Annotated in this window: 29 protein-coding genes; 4 read left to right on the top strand and 25 right to left on the bottom strand. The window is 37.6% G+C overall.

What is annotated here, in order from left to right:
- Nucleotides 1–9: 9 nt before the first annotated feature.
- The 4 genes from KIH23_RS05415 to KIH23_RS05400 all read right to left on the bottom strand — a co-directional run bounded on the left by KIH23_RS05415 (nt 10) and on the right by KIH23_RS05400 (nt 2,618).
- Nucleotides 10–327 carry a DNA-directed RNA polymerase subunit omega gene (locus KIH23_RS05415; RefSeq protein WP_213211768.1) on the bottom strand — a complete coding sequence of 106 codons (318 nt, stop codon included), beginning with the start codon at nt 325–327 and terminating at the stop codon, nt 10–12.
- 7 nt (nt 328–334) lie between these two features.
- Nucleotides 335–1,129 carry an outer membrane protein assembly factor BamD gene (locus KIH23_RS05410; protein WP_213211761.1) on the bottom strand — a complete coding sequence of 265 codons (795 nt, stop codon included), beginning with the start codon at nt 1,127–1,129 and terminating at the stop codon, nt 335–337.
- Between the two features lie 99 nt (nt 1,130–1,228).
- Nucleotides 1,229–2,113 carry a 4-hydroxy-tetrahydrodipicolinate synthase gene (gene dapA / locus KIH23_RS05405; RefSeq protein ID WP_213211759.1) on the bottom strand — a complete coding sequence of 295 codons (885 nt, stop codon included), beginning with the start codon at nt 2,111–2,113 and terminating at the stop codon, nt 1,229–1,231.
- A gap of 1 nt (nt 2,114) precedes the next feature.
- On the bottom strand, nt 2,115–2,618 hold the full coding sequence (locus KIH23_RS05400) for a DUF6913 domain-containing protein (protein WP_249684799.1): 504 nt from the start codon (nt 2,616–2,618) through the stop codon (nt 2,115–2,117).
- A 63-nt stretch (nt 2,619–2,681) separates the two neighbouring features.
- Here KIH23_RS05400 and KIH23_RS05395 point away from each other — a divergent pair, with 63 nt between their 5' ends.
- The gene (locus KIH23_RS05395; RefSeq protein ID WP_213211755.1) at nt 2,682–3,470 is read left to right on the top strand and encodes a 5'-nucleotidase C-terminal domain-containing protein; all 789 of its coding nucleotides are present in this window, start codon (nt 2,682–2,684) and stop codon (nt 3,468–3,470) included.
- A 129-nt stretch (nt 3,471–3,599) separates the two neighbouring features.
- Nucleotides 3,600–4,511 (top strand): bifunctional metallophosphatase/5'-nucleotidase, encoded by a 912-nt coding sequence (locus KIH23_RS05390; RefSeq protein ID WP_213211753.1) that lies wholly within the window; start codon nt 3,600–3,602, stop codon nt 4,509–4,511.
- Here KIH23_RS05390 and KIH23_RS05385 read toward each other — a convergent pair.
- The 9 genes from KIH23_RS05385 to rpsF form a co-directional block, all read right to left on the bottom strand.
- Nucleotides 4,487–5,173 (bottom strand): lysoplasmalogenase family protein, encoded by a 687-nt coding sequence (locus tag KIH23_RS05385; protein WP_213211752.1) that lies wholly within the window; start codon nt 5,171–5,173, stop codon nt 4,487–4,489. The two genes, KIH23_RS05390 and KIH23_RS05385, sit on opposite strands and share 25 nt — an antisense overlap.
- A complete protein-coding gene (locus tag KIH23_RS05380) occupies nt 5,160–5,858 on the bottom strand; it encodes a hypothetical protein (protein WP_213211750.1) in 699 nt (232 codons plus the stop codon). Before KIH23_RS05380 ends, KIH23_RS05385 begins: the two co-directional genes overlap by 14 nt.
- 3 nt (nt 5,859–5,861) lie before the next feature.
- Nucleotides 5,862–6,590 (bottom strand): lysoplasmalogenase family protein, encoded by a 729-nt coding sequence (locus tag KIH23_RS05375; RefSeq protein WP_213211748.1) that lies wholly within the window; start codon nt 6,588–6,590, stop codon nt 5,862–5,864.
- A gap of 76 nt (nt 6,591–6,666) precedes the next feature.
- Nucleotides 6,667–7,335: a hypothetical protein gene (locus KIH23_RS05370; RefSeq protein ID WP_213211747.1), complete on the bottom strand. Its 669-nt coding sequence runs from the start codon at nt 7,333–7,335 to the stop codon at nt 6,667–6,669.
- Nucleotides 7,325–9,331 carry an NAD-dependent DNA ligase LigA gene (ligA, locus tag KIH23_RS05365; RefSeq protein WP_213211746.1) on the bottom strand — a complete coding sequence of 669 codons (2,007 nt, stop codon included), beginning with the start codon at nt 9,329–9,331 and terminating at the stop codon, nt 7,325–7,327. The genes KIH23_RS05370 and ligA overlap by 11 nt, the downstream gene beginning before the upstream one ends.
- A gap of 62 nt (nt 9,332–9,393) precedes the next feature.
- Nucleotides 9,394–9,867, bottom strand: coding sequence for a DUF6495 family protein (locus KIH23_RS05360; protein ID WP_213211744.1), 474 nt, complete (start codon nt 9,865–9,867; stop codon nt 9,394–9,396).
- Between the two features lie 260 nt (nt 9,868–10,127).
- A complete protein-coding gene (rplI, locus tag KIH23_RS05355; RefSeq protein ID WP_213211742.1) occupies nt 10,128–10,568 on the bottom strand; it encodes a 50S ribosomal protein L9 in 441 nt (146 codons plus the stop codon).
- A 15-nt stretch (nt 10,569–10,583) separates the two neighbouring features.
- Nucleotides 10,584–10,880 (bottom strand): 30S ribosomal protein S18, encoded by a 297-nt coding sequence (gene rpsR, locus KIH23_RS05350; protein ID WP_213211740.1) that lies wholly within the window; start codon nt 10,878–10,880, stop codon nt 10,584–10,586.
- Nucleotides 10,881–10,882: 2 nt separating this feature from the next.
- On the bottom strand, nt 10,883–11,221 hold the full coding sequence (rpsF, locus tag KIH23_RS05345) for a 30S ribosomal protein S6 (RefSeq protein WP_213211732.1): 339 nt from the start codon (nt 11,219–11,221) through the stop codon (nt 10,883–10,885).
- A gap of 172 nt (nt 11,222–11,393) precedes the next feature.
- Between rpsF and KIH23_RS05340 the strand changes: the two genes are divergently transcribed.
- Complete coding sequence (locus tag KIH23_RS05340; RefSeq protein ID WP_213211730.1) at nt 11,394–12,089, top strand: LytR/AlgR family response regulator transcription factor; 696 nt, start codon at nt 11,394–11,396, stop codon at nt 12,087–12,089.
- Here KIH23_RS05340 and priA read toward each other — a convergent pair.
- The 11 genes from priA to KIH23_RS05285 form a co-directional block, all read right to left on the bottom strand.
- Nucleotides 12,086–14,536, bottom strand: a complete 2,451-nt coding sequence (gene priA / locus KIH23_RS05335) for a primosomal protein N' (RefSeq protein ID WP_213211729.1) — start codon at nt 14,534–14,536, stop codon at nt 12,086–12,088. The two genes, KIH23_RS05340 and priA, sit on opposite strands and share 4 nt — an antisense overlap.
- A 10-nt stretch (nt 14,537–14,546) precedes the next feature.
- Nucleotides 14,547–14,975, bottom strand: coding sequence for a DUF2147 domain-containing protein (locus KIH23_RS05330; RefSeq protein WP_213211727.1), 429 nt, complete (start codon nt 14,973–14,975; stop codon nt 14,547–14,549).
- Nucleotide 14,976: 1 nt separating this feature from the next.
- Nucleotides 14,977–15,906, bottom strand: a complete 930-nt coding sequence (locus KIH23_RS05325) for a YihY/virulence factor BrkB family protein (protein WP_213211725.1) — start codon at nt 15,904–15,906, stop codon at nt 14,977–14,979.
- 2 nt (nt 15,907–15,908) lie between these two features.
- A complete protein-coding gene (nadC, locus tag KIH23_RS05320; RefSeq protein ID WP_213211723.1) occupies nt 15,909–16,766 on the bottom strand; it encodes a carboxylating nicotinate-nucleotide diphosphorylase in 858 nt (285 codons plus the stop codon).
- Nucleotides 16,767–16,813: 47 nt separating this feature from the next.
- Complete coding sequence (locus KIH23_RS05315) at nt 16,814–17,845, bottom strand: o-succinylbenzoate synthase (protein ID WP_213211721.1); 1,032 nt, start codon at nt 17,843–17,845, stop codon at nt 16,814–16,816.
- Nucleotides 17,845–19,029 carry a tetratricopeptide repeat protein gene (locus KIH23_RS05310; RefSeq protein WP_213211719.1) on the bottom strand — a complete coding sequence of 395 codons (1,185 nt, stop codon included), beginning with the start codon at nt 19,027–19,029 and terminating at the stop codon, nt 17,845–17,847. The genes KIH23_RS05315 and KIH23_RS05310 overlap by 1 nt, the downstream gene beginning before the upstream one ends.
- Nucleotides 19,030–19,138: 109 nt before the next feature.
- The gene (locus tag KIH23_RS05305) at nt 19,139–19,819 is read right to left on the bottom strand and encodes a metal-dependent hydrolase (RefSeq protein ID WP_213211717.1); all 681 of its coding nucleotides are present in this window, start codon (nt 19,817–19,819) and stop codon (nt 19,139–19,141) included.
- A 10-nt stretch (nt 19,820–19,829) separates the two neighbouring features.
- A complete protein-coding gene (gene menA / locus KIH23_RS05300; RefSeq protein ID WP_213211715.1) occupies nt 19,830–20,759 on the bottom strand; it encodes a 1,4-dihydroxy-2-naphthoate octaprenyltransferase in 930 nt (309 codons plus the stop codon).
- 28 nt (nt 20,760–20,787) lie between these two features.
- A complete protein-coding gene (locus tag KIH23_RS05295; protein WP_213211713.1) occupies nt 20,788–22,287 on the bottom strand; it encodes a PH domain-containing protein in 1,500 nt (499 codons plus the stop codon).
- Nucleotides 22,284–22,790 (bottom strand): PH domain-containing protein, encoded by a 507-nt coding sequence (locus KIH23_RS05290; protein ID WP_213211711.1) that lies wholly within the window; start codon nt 22,788–22,790, stop codon nt 22,284–22,286. Before KIH23_RS05290 ends, KIH23_RS05295 begins: the two co-directional genes overlap by 4 nt.
- 11 nt (nt 22,791–22,801) lie before the next feature.
- Complete coding sequence (locus KIH23_RS05285; RefSeq protein WP_213212209.1) at nt 22,802–23,635, bottom strand: 1,4-dihydroxy-2-naphthoyl-CoA synthase; 834 nt, start codon at nt 23,633–23,635, stop codon at nt 22,802–22,804.
- Nucleotides 23,636–23,740: 105 nt separating this feature from the next.
- On the opposite strand from KIH23_RS05285, the gene KIH23_RS05280 reads away from it, so the two are divergent.
- Nucleotides 23,741–24,172 carry a PH domain-containing protein gene (locus tag KIH23_RS05280; RefSeq protein WP_213211709.1) on the top strand — a complete coding sequence of 144 codons (432 nt, stop codon included), beginning with the start codon at nt 23,741–23,743 and terminating at the stop codon, nt 24,170–24,172.
- Here KIH23_RS05280 and KIH23_RS05275 read toward each other — a convergent pair.
- Entirely contained in the window at nt 24,169–25,008 is an 840-nt protein-coding gene (locus KIH23_RS05275; RefSeq protein ID WP_213211707.1) for a S1 RNA-binding domain-containing protein, read from the bottom strand. The genes KIH23_RS05280 and KIH23_RS05275 overlap by 4 nt on opposite strands.
- Between the last annotated feature and the right edge of the window lie 48 nt (nt 25,009–25,056).

Below are 25,056 nucleotides of genomic sequence, written 5' to 3'. Positions count from 1 at the left end.
GGTTATAAATTATTTTTTTTCGTTTCGGTGGTAAATTTTACCATCCATCCATTCTTGAACTGCTAAAGCATGAGGCTTAGGAAGTTTTTCGTAGAATTTTGAAACCTCAATTTGCTCCTTATTTTCAAAAACTTCTTCAAGGCTGTCGTTATAGGTAGCAAATTCTTCGAGTTTTTCAGTCAATTCTTTTTTGATTTCAGAATTGATTTGATTGGCTCTTTTGGCCATGATGGTAATGGCTTCATAAATGTTTCCGGTAGGCTCTTCAAGTTGAGACTTGTTGTATGTAATAGTGTTTACCGGAGCATTGGTTTTCTTCAAATCCATGACGTTTTTATTTTTCGTATTTTTTTAATTCTTCTTCAATTCTTGCCAACATTTGGTCGGCTTTGACTTTATATTCTGTATTGTCCTTAAATTTCATCAATCCGGTGTAAGCCATTTTAGCATTTTTAAAACGTTCTTCCATTTTGGATGGAATACTGTTGATGGCAAGCTTGTAGGCAGAATCTAATTTTAAAAACAATGCTTCTTCTTTGTATTTGGTACCCGGAAAATCTGAAACAAAATTATCTAAAACAACCAAAGCTGATTTATAATCTGAAATTGTATTGTATTGCTTGGCAATTTCAAAGTACTTTTTTTCAATTTTATCAGTCAATTTTTTTAGCGTAGCATTGGCTTCAGGTAAATAGGTAGAATTTGGATATGTATCAATAAAAGATTGTAACTTATTGATCGCCTTATATGTATCAGCTTGATCTAAACTGTATGTTGGTGACAATTTAGAAAAACATAAACCTTCTAAAAATGCAGCTTCTTCAACCTTTTCACTTTTTGGATAGCTCGAAACAAAGCTCTCAAATTGATAACCTGCTAAATAGCATTGTTCTGTTTTGTAATAAGACTGAGCATACATGTAGAACATTTTTTCAGACTGTGGTTTTCCTCTAAATGCCGGAGCCATTTGCTCAAACAAACGAATTGCTTTGCTGTACTTTTTGGCTTCGTATTTTTGGACTGCGGCTTCATATTTAACAGCCATATCTTCAGACTTTAGTGCCTTCTGATATTGACCACATGAAACCATTAATAATGGCCAACTGAATAATAGAAAAAGTTTCTTCATAAAAATGTCCAGAACAATGCTCTAGCCTCGTCTTTAAAAACGAACTGCAAATGTAGTTATAAATTGGTTACGACAAAATATTTTTTATTAGCTCAAATACTAAGTGATATTTAGATTTTTAACGATTAGTTTGATTCTATCAGCTAAATCTTGATTGACGTTTACCAATGGCAATCGGACAGTATTTTCAGACAATCCAAGTGATTTGAAAACTTCTTTGATTCCGGCCGGATTACCTTGTTCAAAAATCATATCAATCAAGTCGGCATAACGATAATGCAATGCATAAGCTTCATCTACTTTTCGCTGTAAACCAAGACGAATCATTTCTGAAAAATCTTTCGGACAGCCTTCGGCAATTACAGAAATCACTCCGCTTCCACCGGCCAAAACCATGGGCAAAGCAATCATATCATCACCTGAAATCACCAAGAAATCTTTAGGTTTATGTTGAATGAGTTGCATGGCTTGAACCAAATCACCAGCCGCTTCTTTGATAGCAACGATGTTTTTAAAGTCTTGTGCTAATCGAATCACTGTTGAAGGCAACATATTGCTTGAAGTTCTACCGGGAACATTATACAAAATAATTGGTTTTGGTGAAACTTCGGCAATGGCTTTGAAGTGTTGATATATACCTTCTTGCGTTGGTTTGTTGTAATATGGAGAAACCGATAAAATAGCTTCAAAAGCTGACAAATCGCTGGTTTTTAACTCTTCAACAACCTCGGCAGTATTGTTGCTTCCGACGCCTAAAACCAGTGGTAATCTACCCTTGTTGGCTTCAATAACGGTTTGAATAACCAGCTCTTTCTCGGCTTTTGAAAGTGTAGCACTCTCAGCGGTGGTTCCTAAAACCACTAAATATTCAATTTTGTTTTCAACTTGAAAATCAACGATTCTTTTGAGTGCCGCAACATCTACAGAAAAGTCATTTTTAAACGGTGTGACCAGAGCTACTCCGGTGCCAATAAGAGATTGCATGTTATATTTTGTTTAATATTTTTAAATACTTGAAAAGTTCTTCAACAAAAACTTGAAAATTTTCGGCATTGGTGTTAATCATCAAATTGTTTAGTTTCTTGTCAATTGAAGCAAATCCGACTTTAAAAGCTGCTTTAGATTGATTTGTTGCCAAAAGCAAAGCAGCCTTTTCTGTATCATAATAATTAATCAATAAATCAAACTTCTGAGCTGTAAAATTCTTTACTTCTGATTTGTCAAACGTAGCCTTCCAGCTTAAGTCATTGTGACTAAAAACCGGATAGTCAAAAGTTTCTTTTTTTTTGATTTTGTCTTTGAAAACCAATACGCTAATATTGTTTTCTTGAATTCCGTTTTTAACTAATTGGTCAACTAAAGCTTGACGCTCGTAAAAGTAGGTTTCGTCAAATATAATCCCAACGGTTTCAATAGCTTTGGGTGAATCAATATGTTTTACATTAGAGAGATTTTTCTTAACGGTTTTTTGCGTAAAAAAATTCTTCAAATAATTTAAAAACATACTACTTTTACTTGGTTCACAAATTTAATTAAATAAGTTTCATTCAGGATGCCAAAACTAAAAAACTATAACGCTCTTACGGTTTATTTTGTTTTATTCTTAACATTTTTACTGGGCATTTCTTGCGGTCATCAAAAACTTTATGTTGACCAAGTTACCGGTAAAGAAATTGGTATTACTGACCAACAAAAAGAAGCTGCTGAAATTGAGCAATTTATCAAACCTTATCGAGAGCATATTGATCAGGATTTGAGTGCAGTTTTGGCATTTGCACCCCAAACATTAGACAAAAACGGTCAATGGCAAACTCCGATGGGCAATTTGTTTGCCGATGTGGTCATGCAAAAAGGCAATCCGGTTTTTCAGAGCCGAGAGAAAAAATCAATTGATATTGTTTTGCTCAACCACGGCGGAATTCGCTCTATTATTCCGCAAGGAAATGTAACAGCCAGAACCGCTTTTGAGATCATGCCATTTGAAAATAGTTTGGTGGTAATTGCCCTCAAAGGCGAACAAATTGAAGAAATGCTCCAATATATCATTACTGAGAAAAAGCCACATCCCATCAGTGGAATTACTTTTACTATTGGAACAGATAATAGACCCAAAAATATTCAAATTCAAGGAAAACCATTTTATTCGAACCAAATTTATTACGTGGGCACCAACGATTATTTATCCAACGGTGGTGATAATATGAACTTCTTTAAAAAAGGAATTTACAAATACGATTTAGATTATAAACTCAGAAATATCTTGATTGACTATTTTAAAGATGTTGACACCATTCCGCTGATTCAAGATCAACGAATCACGATTGAAGGACAGCAGCCCTAGCCTCGATTCCTTCGGCTGTCACTTCGTTCGAGTGAAGCCGGCATCCTCGCGGAGTTTACGCAGCGAGATAAAGGCGAAAAGCGGGATTAGCTCTAAATTAAAAATCAATTTGTACTGATTATTCTTCATATGAAAAGACGCGATTTTATTGAAAAAACATTGGCATCGACCGCCTTGGTTGGTTTGGGACTCGGTTTGAGCAGTTTTCAATCGGCCAAGAAAAAGCATTTGACCATTTTGCATACCAATGATGTGCACAGTTATATTGATCCGTTTCCGCCGACGCATCCGAAAAACCCGAATATGGGCGGTGTGGCTCGTCGGGCAGCTTTGATTGAATCAATTCGGGCTGAAAGTTCAAATGTGCTCTTGCTGGATGCCGGTGATATTTTTCAAGGAACGCCTTATTTTAATTATTATGGTGGCGAGCTTGAATTTAAGCTCATGACTATGATGAAATATGATTTGGCCACACTCGGCAACCATGATTTTGACAACGGAATTGATGGCTTTCATGCGCAATTGCACAATGCTGGTTTTGGATTTGTATCGGCCAATTACGATTTTAAAAACACAGTGCTCAACGGATTGATTCCGCCGTATAAAATTTTCAATAAAGACGGAATTAAAGTGGGTGTTTTTGGTTTGGGCGTTCAGCTAGAAGGCTTGGTAGACAAAAAAAACTCAAAAGAAACGGTTTATAACGATCCGGTAGAAATTGCTCAAGATATGGCCCGAATTCTGAAACAGGAACAACATTGTGATTTAGTGATTTGTCTGTCGCATTTGGGTTATCAGTACAAGAATGAACCTGATAAAATTTGCGATGTAAAATTGGCGGCTTTAACCCAAGATATTGATTTGATTATTGGCGGGCACACGCATACATTTTTAGACAAACCTACAGTTTTAAAAAACGCAGTTGATCAAGAAGTCTTGGTGAATCAAGTGGGCTGTTACGGTATCAACTTAGGGCGAATTGACTTTTATTTTGATTCTGACAACCAAAAAGCCAATCACGGAAGATCGATCATCGTTTGATTTTCATCAGATTCGGTTTCTTTCATAAACATGTAAAACGCATAATGTCCAAGCGAGAAAACCAAAGCTGAGACAGGCTGAAAAACTATGTTTGAAAGATAAAAATGTTGAATCATAAAAACCACCACCAAAAAAGTAAACAATAATGTACTGATGATGAGCCAAGAGTTTTGCTTGTTGTCATACATTACGTATTGAGACAATCCCAAACCACTAAAGATTGAAATAATCAAATCGTTGATAATACTCGGATAAAAGTTCGGATTATCAGGCGGAATGATGATGTAGATTAAATACGAAAAAATAAAAATAAAGGGCAATGTTGCCAATACCAACGGCAATAGTAAAACAGGGCTTCCCACTTTTATAACTGTAATAATGGTTGCTATACGATAAAATAAAAACGAAATAATGGCCAACATTACACACTCTGAACTATATGACAATAGGAATAAATTGGATAAAAAGGCAAATACGAGTGCTATTACATACCAATAACAAACTTTTTTGGCTGTCTTAAGATATTGCCACAATATAAGCGGAATTAAAATAGGTTTAAATATATATAAAGCAAGCTCCCATTGATTATATTCAGAAATAATCAATACAAGGGTAACCCAAAAAAATAAAATGCTAACAATATGTGATTTAAGAGTTTGCATGATTTGATTCGTTGGCTGTCTGTACAAATTTATAAAAAGAAAATGTTGCCAACGACGATAAAATAATTTCAATAGGTTTATAAACGATGTTAAACTCTACGTTCAAAAAATAATGCTCTATAAAAACAATAAATCGAAATCCTATATATAGCAGCGTACTTATCAGGAGTAATGAATGAGTTCTGTTGTCATTTTTGAGATAGTTTACTACTGATACTCCGCCTAAAATTGATATCAAAATATTTTGGAGAATAAGTATGTCAAACTCAATATCTGAAACATCGCTGGTTACCGAAGCTAAATAAAAAAAGACAAGTAAAAACGGAAAAGTAGCCGTAAGTATGTATAAGTAGTTTCGGTTAGTTGTATTCTTAAAAACCAAAATCAAAGATAAAATTCGCAAGAGAATAAAGCTAACCAGAGTATAAACAAATAGGTTGGTCATAGCAAAAAAATAATAAACATTACTGACAATTTGTACCAGTAACAATACCAACATTAGGGTAGATTTTGATTTGAACTCATTAAAATACAAACCGAGTAATAAAATGGGTAATGCTACATGAGCAGCAAAAATCAGTGGTTGATAATTGATTATTGAAGCTAATATTTCAACAAGAATCATCAAAAAATAAGCACTGGTGAGTACTCGTGATCGTATATGTTGGTCGAATAAAATCATCACTTATCAAGCCTTCATTCTTCGGCTTTGATTAACAATTGAGTAACGACGTCTCTTTCGTTCATCACGAACCATAAACTTATACAAAAGGTATTGGGCTGCAGCAAAAAACAGCATAGCTACCGCTTGTAATTGATCCAAACTAGAATGAAAACCTTTGATAACTACAATAAATTGAGTAGCAGTAAAAAGCATCGTACTTACAAGCAAAAAAGTGTTTGAAATAGAAGACTTTATAACATAACTACTCAAACAAAATCCTCCAAAAAGAATCATGAAAATACCTTGAATCAAGTACAATATAAAATGATTTGAGAGCTGATGATAGGCAACATTAGCTACAAATAAAAAAATAAATAAAAATGGTAAACATCCTAAAACAAAAGGAACGTAACCAGGAAATCTTACTCGTCTCAATACCAATGACATCACCAACAAACGATAGATAAGAATAAAAGAAGCGCCAATAATAAAATGGGTTGGGCTGCTTTTCATCAAAAATAAATTGGCCAACCAAGCCGAAACCAAAGCTGATACAAAATATAAGTCAAACCTTTTAGATGATAGGTAATAGATTAAAATTAATAAAGGCATCAAAAAAGGCTTTGACAACGATATATAAAATGAATCGTTGTAATACTCAGCTAGCACTTCAACTAGCGAAAGGAAAAAGTAAATGGCTATAAATGGTTTGATCAATCTTTTTTTGAACAAAACCTCGCTTTTCTTTTTCATGATGCGTGGTGTGGTTTTTCTCGGCTAAATTTACATAAATTATTAAATAATGTTTTGGGAATTAGCAAAAAACCAATTATTTACTTCTTAAAACGAAATACTTTACCAGAAAATAGTAAGAAAATAACTGTGCCGCAAACTCAAAATAATTCAAAAATGAAATTTTATATATAAACTCAAATAACATATAAAACACATCTGAGACCACGCTGGTCAAAACAAACATCAACATGAAAAAAGCATGAACTGATATTTTGGTTGCATAACAATACACCGACAAAGAGGATAACCCACCCAAAAAAATTCCATAAATTATTACCGGCCAAACCAACTCAGGATTAGTATCGGCAAACATACCTATGAGCTCTGATAAAACATACATCAGAAAAAGAAAAATGGCAACAGCAATAAACCCGCCTGTTCTATCCCATTTTAACTTAAGAACATCAATAATTATGCATCTCAAAATAAGCACATAAGACATGAAAAACGGAATCATCAGCAGTAAAGTCTGATTTTCAAATCTAAGTAAAGCAATGGTGTCACCTACAAAATTGAATAATAAAACAGCAATATATACAGGCTCAACGGATGACTTTTTGATTGTGAGATAGTAATAAATAATGGCTGGAATAATAGCTGGTTTACTAATTAGCATTAATAATTCATTATCAATTATGGATGCCAAAACTGATAATGAACAAGCTATTAAATATAAAATTAACGCTACTTGCCTAGTTTTCATCAATCATGTTTTGATACTCTTGTTCGGTAATAATGGGTATGTTCAACTGATTGGCTTTTTCAAGCTTGGCCGGACCCATATTATCTCCGGCAATAACATAATCAGTTTTTGCTGAAATTGAACTTCCAACTTTCCCGCCATTATCTTCTATCGATTTTTTGAGTTCATCACGTGAAAAAATGCTAAAAACGCCTGAAACAACAAAAGTTTTACCTACCAATTTATCGGTTGCATTCGGATTGAATATTTCTATCAATTCCAACTGAACTCCGTAGTTTTTAAGTCGATTGATGAGTAATTTATTATCATTGTTTTCAAAAAACTCCAGAACACTTTGGGCAATCTTCTCACCTATTTCATCCACCAAAATCAAATCAGTTAAGCTGGCTTTTGAAAGCGCTTCAATATTTTTGTAATGTTTGGCTAACTTCTTGGCAACCGTTTCTCCCACATAGCGAATTCCTAAGGCATAAAGCACACGGTCAAACGGAACTTCCTTAGATTTTTGCACTCCATTGACCAAGTTTTCTGCTGATTTTTGCGCCATTCTATCAAGTGGGAGTAACTGTTCAACTTTCAAATCGTATAAATCAGCATAACTGTGGACTAATCCGTTTTGATACAAAAGCGCCACCGTTTCGCCTCCCAACCCTTCAATATCCATTGCTTTTCGGGTGATGTAATGCTGCACACGTCCAATGATTTGCGGCGGGCAACCATAATAATTTGGGCAATAATGATTGGCCTCACCTTCATGACGAATGAGCTCAGTCATACATTCCGGACAATGTGTAATATAATGTATAGGAGATGCTTCTGAGTTTCTTTGAAATAAATCTACACCAATTATTTTAGGAATAATTTCACCCCCTTTTTCTACATAAACCACATCGCCAAGACGAATATCTAGCTTTTCAATTTGATCAGCATTGTGCAAAGATGCACGTTTTACAATGGTTCCTGCAAGTTGAACAGGTTCTAAATTGGCCACCGGCGTAATAGATCCTGTACGACCAACTTGATAATCAATTGAATTGATTCGGGTTGAGACTTGCTCCGATTTAAACTTATAAGCAATGGCCCAACGCGGTGACTTAGCTGTGTAACCGAGTTCATCTTGATGCTGAAAACTGTTTACTTTAATAACTACACCATCGGTTTCATAAGGCAAGTCATGTCGATGAACATCCCAGTAATCGATAAAAGCAAAAACATCCTCTAAATTTTGGGCAAGCTTAGTTTGTTGCGGAACTTTAAAACCCCACGAGCGCGCATGCGACAAACCATCGAATTGGGTATTAAACGGAAGATTATTTCCTATCAGAAAATAAAGCAAACAATCCAGCGGACGTTTGGCAACTTCAGCACTATCTTGCAACTTTAAACTTCCTGAAGCTGTATTTCTGGGGTTTGAATAAGGTGTTTCGCCAATTTCGATGAGTTCTTGATTCATTTTTTCAAAACCGGACAACGGTAAAATAATTTCACCACGGATATCAAACTTCTCAGGAAAATCATCGCCTTTTAATTTAAGCGGAACAGATTTAATAGTCTTGATGTTGGTAGTAACGTCATCGCCTTGAAAACCATCACCGCGGGTAACGGCTCGTTTTAGTTTGCCGTTTTCATAGGTAATGCTGATGGATGCTCCGTCATATTTGAGTTCGCAAGTATAAGCTAAATCAACATTGCCCAGCACTTTTTGAATGCGCGCTTCCCAATCTTTTAAATCGTCTTTTGAATAAGAATTATCCAATGAATACATGCGATATTCATGCTGTACGGTCTGGAAATTCTTGGTAATCGCACCGCCTACTCTTTGTGTGGGTGAGTTTTCATCAAAATATTCAGGATGTTGGCTTTCTAAATCTTGAAGTTGCTTGAGTTTTAAATCAAATTCAAAATCTGAAATCGTTGGTGCATCGAGCACATAATATTGATGATTGTGAAAGTTGAGTTCTTCGCGTAAGCTTTGAATGGTTTTGAGCACATCCATAAATTAACTGTTGTAAATCGATTGACTAAAATAGCTAATTTATCACAGTCTGACGGAAAAACTTACGAACGAATTACCTGCATGAGTTGTTGATACATTTCGCCTCCGCTAAGATATGCGCCTTGTTGTATCAAGCTGAAAATATCTGCATTGCGCTCTTGCGTATAGTTTTTCCGGCCTAATCTGATTTCAACCTCAGGCCCAAACATTTCTTGGTTGAGCCATTGCAAACCTTCTTGACTGAGCAAATCAATATCCGGGCGCAATGATTTGATGATGATGGATTCGATGTGCGATTCAAAACATTCAAACAAAAATACATGGGTATTTGAAAAATGCTCTAAGTAACGAGTTCTTGAAAGCACGCCTTCCCAAATAAGATCTGAAAAAACATCAAGTTCCTGTTCAGCTACTTCTGGTTTCTGAGCTTTGAGTTCGTCCCATTCGTTTTTATCAATGGTTTGAGATGCGAGAAAGTTAATGAATTCAGGGTGTAATTCTTCAAACTGTTCTTGGGTTAATCGAGCGTATTTCATGATACGAATGCTAATTTGTAGTTGAATGCACTAGCCCATTTGATATTAAGAGGAGGGAGTCCAGTGGACTTCAGGTATCATTCCTTATAAATATGCAAATAAAGCCCTAAGGTGTTACTAAAACCCTAGCCCGGATAGAAGCGATATCCTTTTGTTCTGGTGTTCAGAACAAAAGATAAAGCGGATAGCCGGATGAGCTTTAAATTAAAAAAAAATCCCGACTTAAAAATCGGGATTCTTGAAAAAAGTATTTCGAAATATTATTGCTCAGCAATTACTTCGTATGATAATTCAACCACAACTTCTCTGTGTAAACGAACGTTGGCAGTATATTTACCTGTACGTTTAACGATTCCGCTGGTGATGAATTTTCTGTCAATATTATGACCTGCTTTTTCTAATGCTTCAGCGATGTTCATGTTGGTCACTGAACCAAACAATTTTTCGCCACCTGCTTTAGAGAAAATTTTGATTTCAACCGCTTTCAAAGCTTCGCCTAATGCTTGAGCATCACTCACTAATTTTGCTTCTTTGTGCGCTTTTTGTTTTAAGTTTTCAGCCAATACTTTTTTAGCTGAAGGTGTTGCCATGTGAGCAAAACCTTGTGGAATAAGGTAGTTGCGACCGTAACCAGCTTTTACTGTTACGATATCATCTTTAAAACCTAAATTCTGTACGTCTTTCTTTAATATAAGTTCCATAATTGCTCTTCCTTATTATTTTAGTAAATCAGCCACATATGGCAATAATGCTAAATGTCTGGCTCTTTTGATAGCAACTGACACTTTTCTTTGATATTTCAAAGAAGTTCCTGTCAGACGACGAGGTAAAATTTTACCTTGCTCGTTTACGAATTTCAACAAGAAGTCCGGATCTTTATAATCTACATATTTGATACCGGCTTTTTTAAAACGACAGTATTTTTTGGTTTTGTTCGTTTCTATATTTAAAGGTGTAAGATATCTGATATCTCCATCTTTCTTACCTGAAGCTGATTGTTGGATATTTGCCATGATTACGCTTTTGCATTTAATTTGGTTCTTCTTCTCTCTGCCCAGGCAACCGCATGTTTGTCTAAGCTAACTGTAAGGAAACGCATCACTCTTTCGTCGCGTCTGAATTCAGTTTCAAAAGCCAATAAAACTTCTGGTGTTACTTTAAATTCGAACAAATGGTAAAAACCACTTTTCTTGTTTTGGATTTCATAAGCCATCTTTTTTAGGCCCCAATCCTCTTTAGAAATCATTTCGGCTCCACGGGAAGTAAGAAAATCTTCAAATTTGCTCACTGTTTCCTTTACCTGAACATCAGATAAAACGGGATTTAAAATGAAAACAGTTTCGTAATGTTTCATAATAATTAATTAAGGTGTTTTTTGAATAATCGCGCAAAAGTAGTAATTAAATTTTAATAAACAAGAAAAATGCATTTTTTATCGTTTAAACGCAAAAAAAACCGATAAACATTAGGTTGGTAATATAAAAGATTCTACATTCGCCTCACCAAATCTATAATAAATTAGAATTATGAAACTAAATTGTGTTGTAGTTGATGATAGTTCCATCCAAAGGATGATCATCGCAAAGCTAGTAAATAATCATCCAAATTTACATTTAATTGGAGATTTTTCTAATGCAATTGAAGCAAAAAATTGCATGTCGGTTCATACTGTTGATCTCATCTTTCTAGATGTTGAGATGCCGGTCATCAGTGGATTTGATTTTCTTGATGGTTTAAAGTCTAAACCACAAATCATTTTTATTACTTCAAAAGCAGAATATGCAATGAAAGCGTTCGATTATGACGCTACTGATTATTTGCAGAAACCTATTGCTTTAGATCGTTTTAATGCTTCGGTTAAAAGAGCAATGGATTTCCATATGCTCAAAAAAGAAAATCAAGAAGAAGAAGGCGAACATATTTTCATTAAAAGTAACCTTAAAAAACTAAAAGTGTACACTTCAAAAATCAAATGGATTGAAGCTTTTGGTGATTACGTGAAAGTGGTAACCGAAGAAGACAGCAACTTGGTTCTTTCAACGATGAAATCATTTGAGAAAGATTTATCAAAAGAAAAATTTATCCGAGTACACAAGTCTTACATCATTAATATTGATAAAGTAGAACGATTCAACAGTAAATACGCCGAAATCGGAATTACAAAAATACCACTAAGCCGCAACAAAAAAGACGATTTGATCAGAGCTTTGGCTATTGCCTAGTAAAAGTCAACGTTAACAGAAACTTTTACAGCTCTGAATTGCGCAACCGTATCAAAACTATCCAGTATTTTCTGGATAGTTTTTTTTATGCCGTTTAATGACTGATCTTGAGGGATTTTGATCAAAATCAATCGAATATATTCATTGCGGATTCTTCCCACCGGCGGCTCTTCAGGACCAAGAACAGGAATATTCAGATGTTGCTTCATAACATCAGTAAGCCACTGTGCCGATTGTTTGAGTTTTTCAAAATCGCGATGTTTAAGCGTAAGTCTTACCAATCGGGTATAGGGTGGATATTGATAAATTTTGCGTTCATATAATTGTTCGCGATACATGGCTAGATAATCGGTTCGGGTAACTTGCTGGATAATGTTATGATACGGATTATATGTTTGTATCATCACTTTACCTGATTTTTCAGAACGCCCTGCCCTGCCCGACACTTGAGTCATCAGCTGAAAACTCCTTTCAAAAGCTCTAAAATCAGGGTGATACAACATATTATCGGCATTCATGATACCCACTAAGCTGACTTTTTCAAAATCAAGCCCTTTGGCTAGCATTTGGGTTCCGATTAATATATCAGCCTCATGATTTTTAAAACTATCAATGATTTTCTCAAAGGCATATTTGGCACGGGTGGTATCTTGATCCATTCTGATGATGCGCGCCTGCGGAAATATCTGCTCTAGTTCTTGTTGCACTTGTTCGGTTCCAAAACCTTTGGTTTCAAGATCAACACCAGAGCAGCTATGACATCGCGACGGATTGGCCATTGAATAACCGCAATAATGACAACGCAACTGATTTTTGTGTTTGTGATAAGTCAAACTCACATCGCATTGCGGACATTGAGCCACATGACCACAAATCATACATTCAACCACCGGTGAATATCCTCGTCTGTTTTGAAATAGAATAATCTGTTCTTTGTTGGCTAAAGCATTTTGAATCTCTTCGATCAATGCATCACTGAAATGCCCTGTCATTTTCTTGCGGAAATATTTATCCTTAAGATCAACTAATTCAATTTCAGGCAAGCTAAAATTTCCAAATCTGTGCATTAATTCAACTAAACCATATTTGCCGTTTTGCGCATTGAAATAACTTTCAAGCGAAGGCGTAGCTGACCCCAACAAAACCTTGGCCTGATATTTTGCTGCCAAAACAATGGCTGTATCACGTGCATGATATCGCGGAGCCGGATCGTGCTGTTTGAAGGTTTGCTCGTGCTCTTCATCAATAATCACACAACCTAAAGTTTTAAACGGCAAGAACAAAGCCGAGCGCGCACCAATAACAATTTGTGCTTTTGAAGCATTTTGCAAAACATTGCGCCAAACCTCTACACGCTCATGATTACTGTATTTTGAATGATACACTGAAACCAATCCGCCAAAATGATTTCTCAAACGATCAACCAACTGAGTCGTTAAAGCAATTTCGGGCAACAAATACAAAACTTGCTTGTTTTGTTCTAAAAGCGATTTAATGAGTTCAATATAAACTTCTGTTTTTCCGCTTCCGGTAACACCATGCAAAAGGCAAACCTCTTTGGTTTTCCAATGTTCGAGTATTGAATCTTTGGCTAATTGTTGTTCGGCACTGAGTTCTAAGTTCAATAAAGCAAAATTTTCGGTAAAATCGACTCGGTCTTTCTGCAAAAAATAAACTTCAAAAACACCTTTGTCAATCAAACTCTTTACGGTGGCTGAAGACACTTGGGCAATATCAGTAAGTTGTTTAACCGAAATAGCTTCGGTTTGTATTGCTTTGAGCTGAAAATAATGCATCATCAGCTGAGTTTGTTTGCTGCCTTTCAAGCTATTGAGCAAATCATTTAAATGCACATCCTGAGCATAATCAGGATGCAATCGAATATACTTTATCAGTTTAGGTTTATAGGTTTCGGTAACTTCTTCGTGTATTGAAAGCACTTGTTTTTCAAGCAATCGATACAAAATCGGAAAAACTTTTTTCTTGTTTAATATAGATACAATCTCATCGATTTTCAAAGATGATTGATGTTGTAAAGCCTGATAAACCAAAAATTCATCATCGGTAAATTCTGAAGCATCAAAATATCGTTCAGTATTGCGGGTAACAATCGTTTCGCTTTCAAGCAATAATGAACTCGGCATGGCTCCGCGATATACTTCGCCCAGAGAACACATATAATACTGAGCCATCCATTTCCAATGTTCTATTTGAATTTCACTAACAATGGGTTGTTCATCAAGAATCTGATCAATTTCTTTTGCTTCATACAACAAAGGTTGGTTTTGATGCAAATCAAGAACCAAGGCTGTGTATAGTTTGCTTTTTCCAAACGGAACTACCACGCGCATTCCTTTTTTTATAAAATGAAATTCTGCCTCAGATATCTGATAAGTAAAAGTTTTGGGCAATGCCAAGGGCAAAATCACTTCGACAAAAAAAGGCATGGTAATGAATTTATTTAATACGTTCCCAAATTTGCGTGCGGCCTAACAAATTAATCCCAATAAATCCGCGTACTTTGAGGCGGTCACGGCTTTCAAGTGAAATGGAGCATTTGTATAGTTTTCCGTGTTTTGGGTCAAGAATTTTTCCGTGTGTATATTCGTCTTTGTCTTTAACCAAACCTTTAATGACTACTAACCCCAAAATTGGTTTGTTTTTATCTTCTCCTTGGCATTGTTCGCAGCGTGGAACTTTTACTTTGGGATTGAAAATTTCTATGACTTTCCCGTAAATTTTGTTCTGTTTCTCATAAATCTCAATAATCGAAACTGCTTTTCCGGTTTGATCGTCGATGGTTTTCCATCTTCCAAGAACAGAGTGATGTTGTGCTGATAAAAGCGCAGATAAAAACAAAAATGCTATAATCAGACCTTTTTTCATATTAAGCAGACAGTTCTTTTTCGCGCTTAAGTTTATTAATGAGTGCATCTAACTCAAAGCCCATGAGCAAAATCATACAGTTGAGCCAAATGTAAAACATCATGATCAGCAAGGTTCCTATTGAACCATACAGCTCATTATACTTAGAAAACTTTACTACCCAAATACCAAAACCGTAAGACGAAATAATAATCAGAATTGTTGTAAACACTGAACCGATTGATATAAAAGAACGTCGGCGATCATGACTCACGCCAAAGCGGAATAAAATTGAAGTTGTAAACAAAATCATCAAAATAACAAAAGCATATCGCCCCATAATAATCAGCGGAATGCGGTCACTGAGTACATCTTGAATAGATGTTGTCTGAATAAATACCTCAAAAACAACAATCATTGCTACGGTAAACAGTAATAAAAATGACAACACGAGCGAGATGCCCAAAGCCACAAAATACTGTCTGAAAAAACCGCGTCTGATGATGACGTGTTGTGAAGTTTCAAATCCGCCTAAAATAGCATTGAGCCCATTGGCCATCAATAAAATAGCCATCAAGAAACCCGTTGATAACAAACCTGAATGACTGTTGTTGAGGATATCACTGATGATGGAAGCCACAGCATCATAGGTTTTAGGCGGGACACTCTCGCCTACAAATCGCATAAAATCTTGCTGAAAACCTTCAATGGGTATGTACGGAATCAAGTTCAAAATAAACAGCGCAAACGGAAACAACGCCATAAAAAAGCTAAAGGCAATCGCTGCAGCTCTGTACGATAAGGCTCCTTCAGCCACCCCCAGAATATATAATTCAAGTAAATCATACAACGAAAGACCATGCAGCCAAGGCAAAGGTACTCGTTGGGTAACCCGCATCAAATTGCGCGCAACCGGAATTTTATTGATGACATTTTCAATCGGTTCGCTCATGTTTAAAACGCTTTAAGGCTTAAATCCATGTTGTATACCGAGTGCGTTAAAGCGCCCGATGAAATATAATCAACGCCACAATCTGCATATTGACGAATGGTTTTTTCGTTGATGTTTCCCGAAGATTCACTCTGACATTGAGTGCCGATGAGCGCCACCGCTGTTCGGGTGTCTTCAAAATTAAAATTGTCAATCAGAATGCGATGCACACCGTCACTTTGCAGGATTTCTTTGATTTCATCTAGGTTTCTGGCTTCGACAATAATCTTTAAATCAAGGTTATTTTGAGACAAATATGCTCTGGTTTTGGCAATGGCTTGCGTAATTCCGCCGGCAAAATCAATGTGATTGTCTTTGAGCATAATCATATCATACAAAGCAAATCGATGGTTTTCACCGCCGCCTATTTTGACCGCCCATTTCTCGGTAGCCCTAAATCCGGGGGTTGTTTTGCGCGTATCGAGAATTTTGGTTTGGGTGCCCGAAAGCAGCTGCACATACTGATGGGTTTTGGTAGCAATGGCCGACATGCGTTGCATAGAATTGAGTACCAATCGCTCGGCTTTAAGAATCGATTGCGAACTTCCGCTCACATGAAAAACCACATCGCCGTGTTGCACTGAGCTTCCGTCTTGAATAAAAACTTCTATTTCAAGCGATGGATCCACCGTTTTAAAAATCATTTCGGCAAACGATACGCCTGCAATAATGCCCTGATCTTTGACCAAAAGTTTGGCTTTACCACGCGCCTCTGCCGGAATACAAGCTAGAGAACTGTAATCGCCCGGACCAATGTCTTCGCGGATTCCGTTGTTGATAATCAGTTGTAATTCGTTTAGAAATTGAGCTTCAGAAATCATGTATTTGGGTATTTCAGGCTAAAAATAATCTTTTTTTACGGATAATACTACAGAGAAAAATTCCAAGGCAAAGTACTGTATAACAATTGCCCGTTTTTGACTTCAAGCGGCGATTCAAAATTGTTGGTATACAAAGCGCCGGTGCCCAAACCTTGCGGCATTGGATTGTTTTGCATGAAAGCCCATTGCGCAATGGCATTCAGACCAACATTACTCTCCAGCGCAGACGTGACCCACCAACCCACCTTATATTTTCGGGCGATATCAATCCACTGAGATGAACCTTTGAATCCGCCCACAAAACTGGGTTTGAGAATAATATATTGCGGTTTGATTTGCTCGAGTAAAGCTTCTTGATCTGAAGCCGAAAACACACCAATGAGTTCTTCATCTAACGCTACCGGAATCGGGCTCTGAGCGCATACATTGGCCATCTCATAAATTTGCCCTTTGGCGATAGGCTGTTCAATGCTATGAATTTTAAATTCAGAAAGTTGCGACAGTTTATCTAAAACATCATTTGATGAAAAAGCGCCATTGGCATCGACGCGAATTTCAATTTGTTCCGGGGAATAATGCGCTCTGATAAATGATAAAAGTGCGAGTTCTTTATGAAAATCAATAGCGCCGATTTTGAGTTTGATGCAATGAAAACCACTGTGCAATTTTTCATCGATTTGTTGGCGCATTGATGCTTGGTCGCCCATCCAAATCAAGCCGTTGATGGGGATTCCTTGTTCATGACGCGTAAAGGCTGATGGGAAAAGCTCAAATGGATGTTTTGAAGCCAACGACAAAAAGGCCATTTCTAAACCAAACTGTATCGACGGGAACTCGATCAATTCATCGTATAAAACGGCTAAACCCAAATGTATATTTTGGCAAGTCCAGCGCAGTTTTTCTTCGTAACCCGGACGATCGTCGGCGCTTAGACCGCGCAAAATTCCGCACTCGCCTATGCCGGTTTTGCCTTCGTGTTCTAAAAGAATAAACCAAGTTTCTTTTTGATGCAAAACGCCGCGCGAAGTTCCGGCAGGCTTTTTAAAGTTGAGTAAATATTGATGGTAACGCGCTTGCATTATTCTAGTTGCTTTAAAATGCGTTCAAAATCAGGGTGATGAATACCCATTTTTTCAAAAGTTTTGATGTCGGTTTGCGCTTGCTGAGCCCAACTTGTAGTATCAGTTACATTTTGTGAACGGAATTTTTTATACAAAGCTTTGGCATCAGAATAATGATCTTTGAGCAAATAAACATGCGACAATCTGAGTTGGGTGAGCAAATCAGTTGGATCGGCTTTTTGTCCTGCTTCTAAATATTTAAGCGCTTTGTCATATTGTTTGGTGAACAAATAACACAAACCCAATTGCCCGAAATCTGATGAACGCGGCGCCTCATTAACCACCGGAAGTAAAACCTTAATGGCTTCACCATATTGTGCTTTTGCTATGAAAGCTTCGGCTTGAGCTCGTTGCTTGTCAAATAAAACAACCGCAGCTCCGGATTCTTTATAACAGGCCAAACCGGCATCGCGAAACGCTTTGGTTTTTTCGGCCGCCAACAGTTTTTGATATTCGCTGTATTTGTATTGCTTTTGAATTTTATTCGAAACACAAACACAGTAATCATCGGCATCGGGAAGCTTTTGAGACAAATCGGTGGTTTTGCAAATATCAATGACCGATTTGCGTTTGTCGGGTGTCCAACCGCGGCTGAGTTTATAATCAACCCACGGAACGACTTCTAAGGCAATGCGCTGTTTGAGAATCCAGTTTTTGCTTTCAAAACCAAACCAAATAACTTTGTTTTTGAGACAAGCTGAGCTTTCAAGCGAAAGCCTGCGCGCATCTTTGTTGATGGGTTCTGATTGATAAAAACAAGCTGGCTCGGTGGTGCCTTCTTTTTGGTAGGCTAAAGCGGCTTCAGACGAGCTGAACAATCCGTAACGACACTGATCATCACCGGAAATTTTGGATAGCAGAAACACCGCTCCGGCCGAACCCGCACTAATACCGGTTGGGTCGGGAATGGCTTTGAGCAAAGAAACCAAACTTGAAGACAGCTTTTGATTTTCATCAAGCAGTGTAATTCTAAACACAATTTCGGTAGTGCCAACAGGTAATTCTTCTGTTGGAACGACGATTCGATCGCGTGCTGATACGGTAATCAAACGCGAAGTGCTGCGGGCTTTATCCCAGTAACCATCGGATTGAACCAGCACAAACAACGGAAATATCAGCAACCACAAAAAGTTGATTTTCATAGCGGGTTTTGAAGTGAAACTACTGCCCTAGCCCCGATTGCAGCCGATATCCTCGCGAAGTTTACGCAGCGAGATAAAGGCGAAAAGCGGGATTGAGCTTCAAAAAAAATTACAATTCGATACTTTGACCGATTTCAAGCAACATCAAATCTTTGCCTTTGTCAAAAAACTTGCGCTTGGCCTGGTCGTGGTTGATTTCAATATATCCGAAGGTATCGTAGTGATAACCCATGATTTTGTCGCACTCGATAAAATCTGAAGCGATGATGGCATCGTCAACATCCATTGTGAAATTGCTTCCGATGGGCAAAATGGCCAAGTCGAGTTGGGTGCGCATCGGAATGAGTTTCATATCGAGCGTTAAAGCCGTATCGCCGGCGATGTAGATGTTTTTGTGCTCGCCTTCGATGACAAAACCGCCCGGGTTTCCACCATAGGTACCATCGGCAAACGAACTGGAGTGAATGGCGTTGACATATTTGACCACTCCGAACTCAAATTTCCAGCTTCCGCCGTGGTTCATCATGTGGCCTTTGTAGCCTTTGGCCGCATAATGCGTCACGATTTCGGCATTAGAAACAATCACTGCCTGAGGGTTGTGCGCCATGATGAATTCAACATCGAGCGTGTGGTCTTGGTGCGCATGCGTTAAGAAAATATAATCAGGCTTAAGCGATTCAAGATTAATGTGAGCGGCTTTTGGATTGCCTGAAATAAAAGGATCTACTAAAATGAATTTGCCGGAAACTTCGATTCCGAGTGAGGCATGGCCGTAAAATGTAATTTTCATAAGAAGCTTTTTAAGCGTTGTTGACTAGGATATCTGAAAGGAAATAAATGAGGCATAACGAAAGTAAAACCGAAAGCATAAAAGTGCTCAAAGCCAATTTTTTAAGCTCAGGGTCTAAATCGCGCGGTTCGGTGTTGTTACGCACCGTTTTGAGGTGTTTGATCAGCGGAATATATACGATTAAAAACAAGTATTGATCAAAATGAAAATCGTTGAGCAATGCAAACAAAACTACCAAAAGCATAGCGCCAACGATTAAGAAATAGTGATATTTTTTGGCATTTTCACCGCCCATGCGCACCACCAAAGTTTGTTTGCCTGATTTTCTGTCAGAAGCTTCATCACGCATATTGTTTAGGTTGAGCACACCTACGCTCAGGAAGCCAATGGCGGTAGCCGGCAAGAAAAGTAAATAACCGTTTTCAAGTGATTTGGCAAACATAAAGTAAATGCCGACGGTACTCACCCAGCCAAAAAAGATAAACACAAATAAATCTCCGTAACCGCGGTATCCGTAGGCTGAGTTGCCCACAGTGTAGCGAATGGCAGAAGCCACGGCTAACAATCCGAGGATAAAAAAGAACACCGAATAACCAAAATGATAGGTTTTGAACGAAAAATAAATCAGCAAACTGGCCGAAAGCATGGTGAGTACTGAGGTAATCAACATGGCGCGTTTCATCTGTGCAGGTGAAATCACTCCGCTTTGTATGGCGCGTTTGGGCCCAATGCGATCATCGTTGTCGGTACCTTTGACACCATCTCCGTAATCATTGGCAAAGTTGGAAAGTATCTGCAAGCCCAAAGTAGTTGAAAGTGCCAAAAGCACAATTTTCCAATTGAACATAGATTGCGACATCGCGTAAAAACTTCCGAGAATAATGCCCGAAACCGAAAGCGGTAAGGTTCTGAGTCTGGCAGCTTGTATCCAGTGTTTCATTTGATTTATGATTAATTATTTTTTTGATTTACATCCAATTAACATCGGTTTTTTCAAGTTCATACAACCATTTATTCACATAGGGTTGAATGAGTTTCATCTGTCCCAAATCTAAGCGAATATTTCCGCCGGCAGTATGCAAAATCAAAGAACCGATTCCGATGCTTTTGTGCCAAAACAACTGTGATATGGTGATGCCTTGGATTTTTCCGGGTTCGATAATTTCATGGGTAATATCCCAAGCGCCACTTTGTTTGATGATAAAATGGTCATGTACAAACAATCGGTGATTTCTGTATTTAAAATATTGAACCAGCCCCACAAAAATAGTATAAATCAGCGCCGCAAAATCAAACATAGGCTCGGGATTTTGATACTGTCTGAAAAAGAAATAACCCACCAACGGAAGAACTATGGTCAAGAAAACGGCAAAACCCAACTTGCGAAAATTAGGGCTGAGCATCACGCCTTTTTCTGGGTTTTTTTGATACAGCAAATGCAGCATTGCGTCTTTTTCTGAAGCATTGCAACCGGGAATTTCAATGTGCGTATTTTTTTCTTCGCGTTCACTGTGCGCCGTTTGCTTGATTTGCAACTGAAGCACATTGAGTTTTTTCTGAAAATAATTTTGTGTAATCGACACAATTTGAACTTTCTCGGGCTTAAGAATCGTGCTCTTGGTATTGATGAGCCCAAATGACAAAAGCAATGAGCCTTTTTGACGCGTAATTTTGTAATCAAAGTAGCGAATAATGGTGCGCACTAAATTTATGACCACCACAACTACAAAAATCAAAAGAACCAAAAACAACAAGCCTAAAGCCATCGAACGACCTTCAACCATATGGTCATAACGATTGGATTCAAAAACTTCATCGCCAAAAAACTTCTCGATATAATCAAGCATCGTAAAAAAGAATACGAGCAACAGAGAAAAACTTTTGACGTAATTTGAAGTAATACCCACTTTAATCAAACTTGACAAACCAATACTTATAAATGGCTGACTTTCAGATTCTGAAATAAAATTATTTTGATTTTCGTCAGAGGCAATTTCTGAGGCTTTTTGGTTGTTGAGCAACTCTGATTTTAAGGCCAATGCCAAGTCATGCGATACGGCTTTGATTTTTCCTTCTTTGGAGTTGCTTCCGGCGGTATCAACCTCTAAACCATAAACGCCAATGAGCCTCTGAATGAGCGATTGTGTAATGTTGACTTGCTGAATTTTGTGCAATTGAACCGTAGTTTTGGTTTTGCTCAAAATGCCTTCTTGAATGATAAATTCTTGATTTTGGCGATCGAGATGAAAAGTAAAATTGATAAAACGCAGATAGGCAATAACGCCAATAACCACCAGCGCAGCCACTAAAATCAACACAAAATACAACATGCTGAATTCTTTGGCTTTAAAAAGCGTGATGGCCAAAACCGGCAAAAAAGCCCGTGCATACTCCTGAAGCGTATCGGCAAACATGACCAAAACACCCACTGGCGACTGCTTTTGCGGTTGATCAAAATCAGAAATCATGAAAGTTCTTTTTGAATTTTACCCATGAGTAATTGCTTGATATCTTCGGCTTGATGCTTTTTGATTCCGGGAATTTCAATATCGCCTGAATGACCGCCGGCAGTGAAGATCTCAATTTTAGCCAAACCAAACATTCTTGAAAAAACACCTTCGTGCAAAGCAACGTGTTGAATTCGGTTGTAGGGAATGACAATCGTGCTGGTAGCAATAACACCGCTTCGATACAAAACATCGTGTTCTCTGAAGGCAAAAGCTTTTTTGTTAAAACTAATTCTAGAAAGAACTAACGCAAGAACCCATGAACCAGTTAAAAAACCCAAATAAGGAATTACCTCCGGTTGATTCAAAACAACATACAAAACAACTCCAACTACAATTAATAAAATTATTAATAATTGTAGCAATATAACTTTCCAGTAAGATGCGCTCAAAGGCACAAACGCTACAGATTCATAACGTGGTAACTTAGATACATCAAGTGTTTCATTGGTGAAATTTTCCATAGAATTTTAATTTATGGCAGCCATTTATTTTTGCCGAAATCAGGTTTGCGTTTTTCTAAAAAGGCATTGCGTCCTTCTTTGGCTTCGTCGGTCATATAGGCCAGACGTGTAGCTTCGCCGGCAAATACTTGTTGCCCAACCATACCGTCATCAGTCAGGTTCATAGCAAACTTGAGCATCTTGATCGAAGTGGGCGATTTAGCGAGAATTTCTTGTGCCCATTCATAAGCGGTATCTTCTAGTTCAGCATGCGGAACCACGGCATTGACCATGCCCATCTCAAAAGCGTCTTGAGCAGAGTAATTTCGGCCTAAGAAGAAAATTTCACGGGCTTTTTTCTGACCTACTAATTTGGCCAAATAAGCAGATCCATAACCGGCATCGAAGCTCGTTACATCGGCATCGGTTTGTTTAAAAATAGCGTGTTCTTTGCTGGCCAACGTTAAATCGCAAACCACATGTAAACTGTGACCTCCGCCCACAGCCCAACCTGGAACCACCGCAATAACTACTTTGGGCATAAAGCGAATGAGTCTTTGAACATCGAGAATATTGAGTCTGTGGTAACCGTCAGCGCCTACATAACCTTGGTGTCCACGGGCATTTTGATCGCCGCCGGAACAAAATGACCAAATACCGTCTTTGGTAGACGGGCCTTCGGCAGAAAGTAAAACCACACCAATAGAAGTATCTTCTTGGGCATCGTGAAAAGCTTCGAGCAATTCTGCTGTGGTTTTAGGGCGAAAAGCGTTGCGTACATTCGGTCTATTGAAAGCAATTCGGGCAACACCGTTGGATTTTTTATAGGTAATATCTTCAAATTCTTTTACGGTAATCCAGTCAATCATATCAGTAATTGTATTAATTTAGCGTAAAAATAAAGCATTTTTTATATTTTCGACCTCAAGAAAATCCCTGAATCTGATTTATTTTTGAACAATCAAAAAGCTATGAACCGTTTTTTATCCACTAAGAATTTTTATACCGTTGGCATTCTCTGGACTTTGGTTTTGGGAATGATTTTTCTACTCTATATCGGACTCAAAAAAGAGCATGTCCCATTTTTTCCGGTGGTGGTTTTATCTGCTGTAATTGTATTGATTTTGTGGATATTACTCGACACACGCTACGTCATTAAAAGACATTTTTTACTGTATCGTTCCGGGCCTTATCGCGGTAGAATTGACATTGAAAAAATCAAGAAAATCAAGTATTTCTCAGGGTTATATGTTCCGGTGACGATGAAGCCAGCCTTAGACACCAAAGGTTTTATCATTACCTATAATCAATACGACGATGTCTATGTTTCTCCGGCGAAGCGCGAAATTTTCTTGTCAGAATTGCTTAAAATCAATCCGAATATTGAAGTGGTAGAAAATTAATCTATTAGGTAAATTCCGTCTTCTTTAATTTCTATCAGACGTTCGCGATAAAGTGTTCCCACTGCTTTTTTGAACGTTTTTTTGCTCATATTCAACAGTACTTTTATGTCATCAGGATGACTTTTATCATTGAGTCTGAGAAAACCTTTTTTGCTTTTGAGTTCATCTAAAATAATTTGAGCACTTTCTTCAACGTTTTCAAAACCTTCTTTTTGGAGTGAAATATCCAATTTATGGTCAGCGCGAATGGCTTTGACATAACCTTTGATTCGGTCGCCTAATCTGATGCGTTCGTCAAAAATTTCATCTTTGTAAATCAAACCTTTATGCTGTTGATTGACAATTACATTGAGCCCAAGTTCTGTAGTGTGCGATACAATTAAATCAACTTCTTGGCCTTTTTCAACGGTTAAATTTTCATTGCTCAAAAACTGATTTGTTTTACTAGAAGCCACCAATCGCTGAGTTTTGTCATCCAAATACAAATAGACTAAATAACGTTTGCCTTGCTCCATTTTGCGTGCTTGTTCTTTAAACGGAACAAACAAATCTTTCTCTAATCCCCAATCGAGAAAAGCACCCAACTGATTGGTATAATTGACCCGCAACAAAGCAAAATCATTCAAGTGAATATAAGGCTCAAGCGTTGTGGCCACGGGTCTTTCTTGCTGATCGAGATAAACAAAAACGCACAACTCATCGCCCACTTGATAATTTTGAGGAACATATTTATTAGGCAATAAAATTACATCTTCAGTCTCTGGGTTTCCTAAAAACAAACCTACTCCGGTTGACCTGAGAATGGTGAGTGTATGGTGTTGTCCGATGGCTATCATAGCAATATTTAAAGCGCGAAGATACGGAAGTTTCAGGCATGTCTACCT

The sequence above is a fragment of the Flavobacterium sp. CYK-55 genome (assembly GCF_018413465.1).
Lineage (GTDB): Bacteria > Bacteroidota > Bacteroidia > Flavobacteriales > Flavobacteriaceae > Flavobacterium.
The sequence above is the reverse complement of the archived record's forward strand: the minus strand, read 5'-3'. Positions and strand labels throughout refer to the sequence as shown.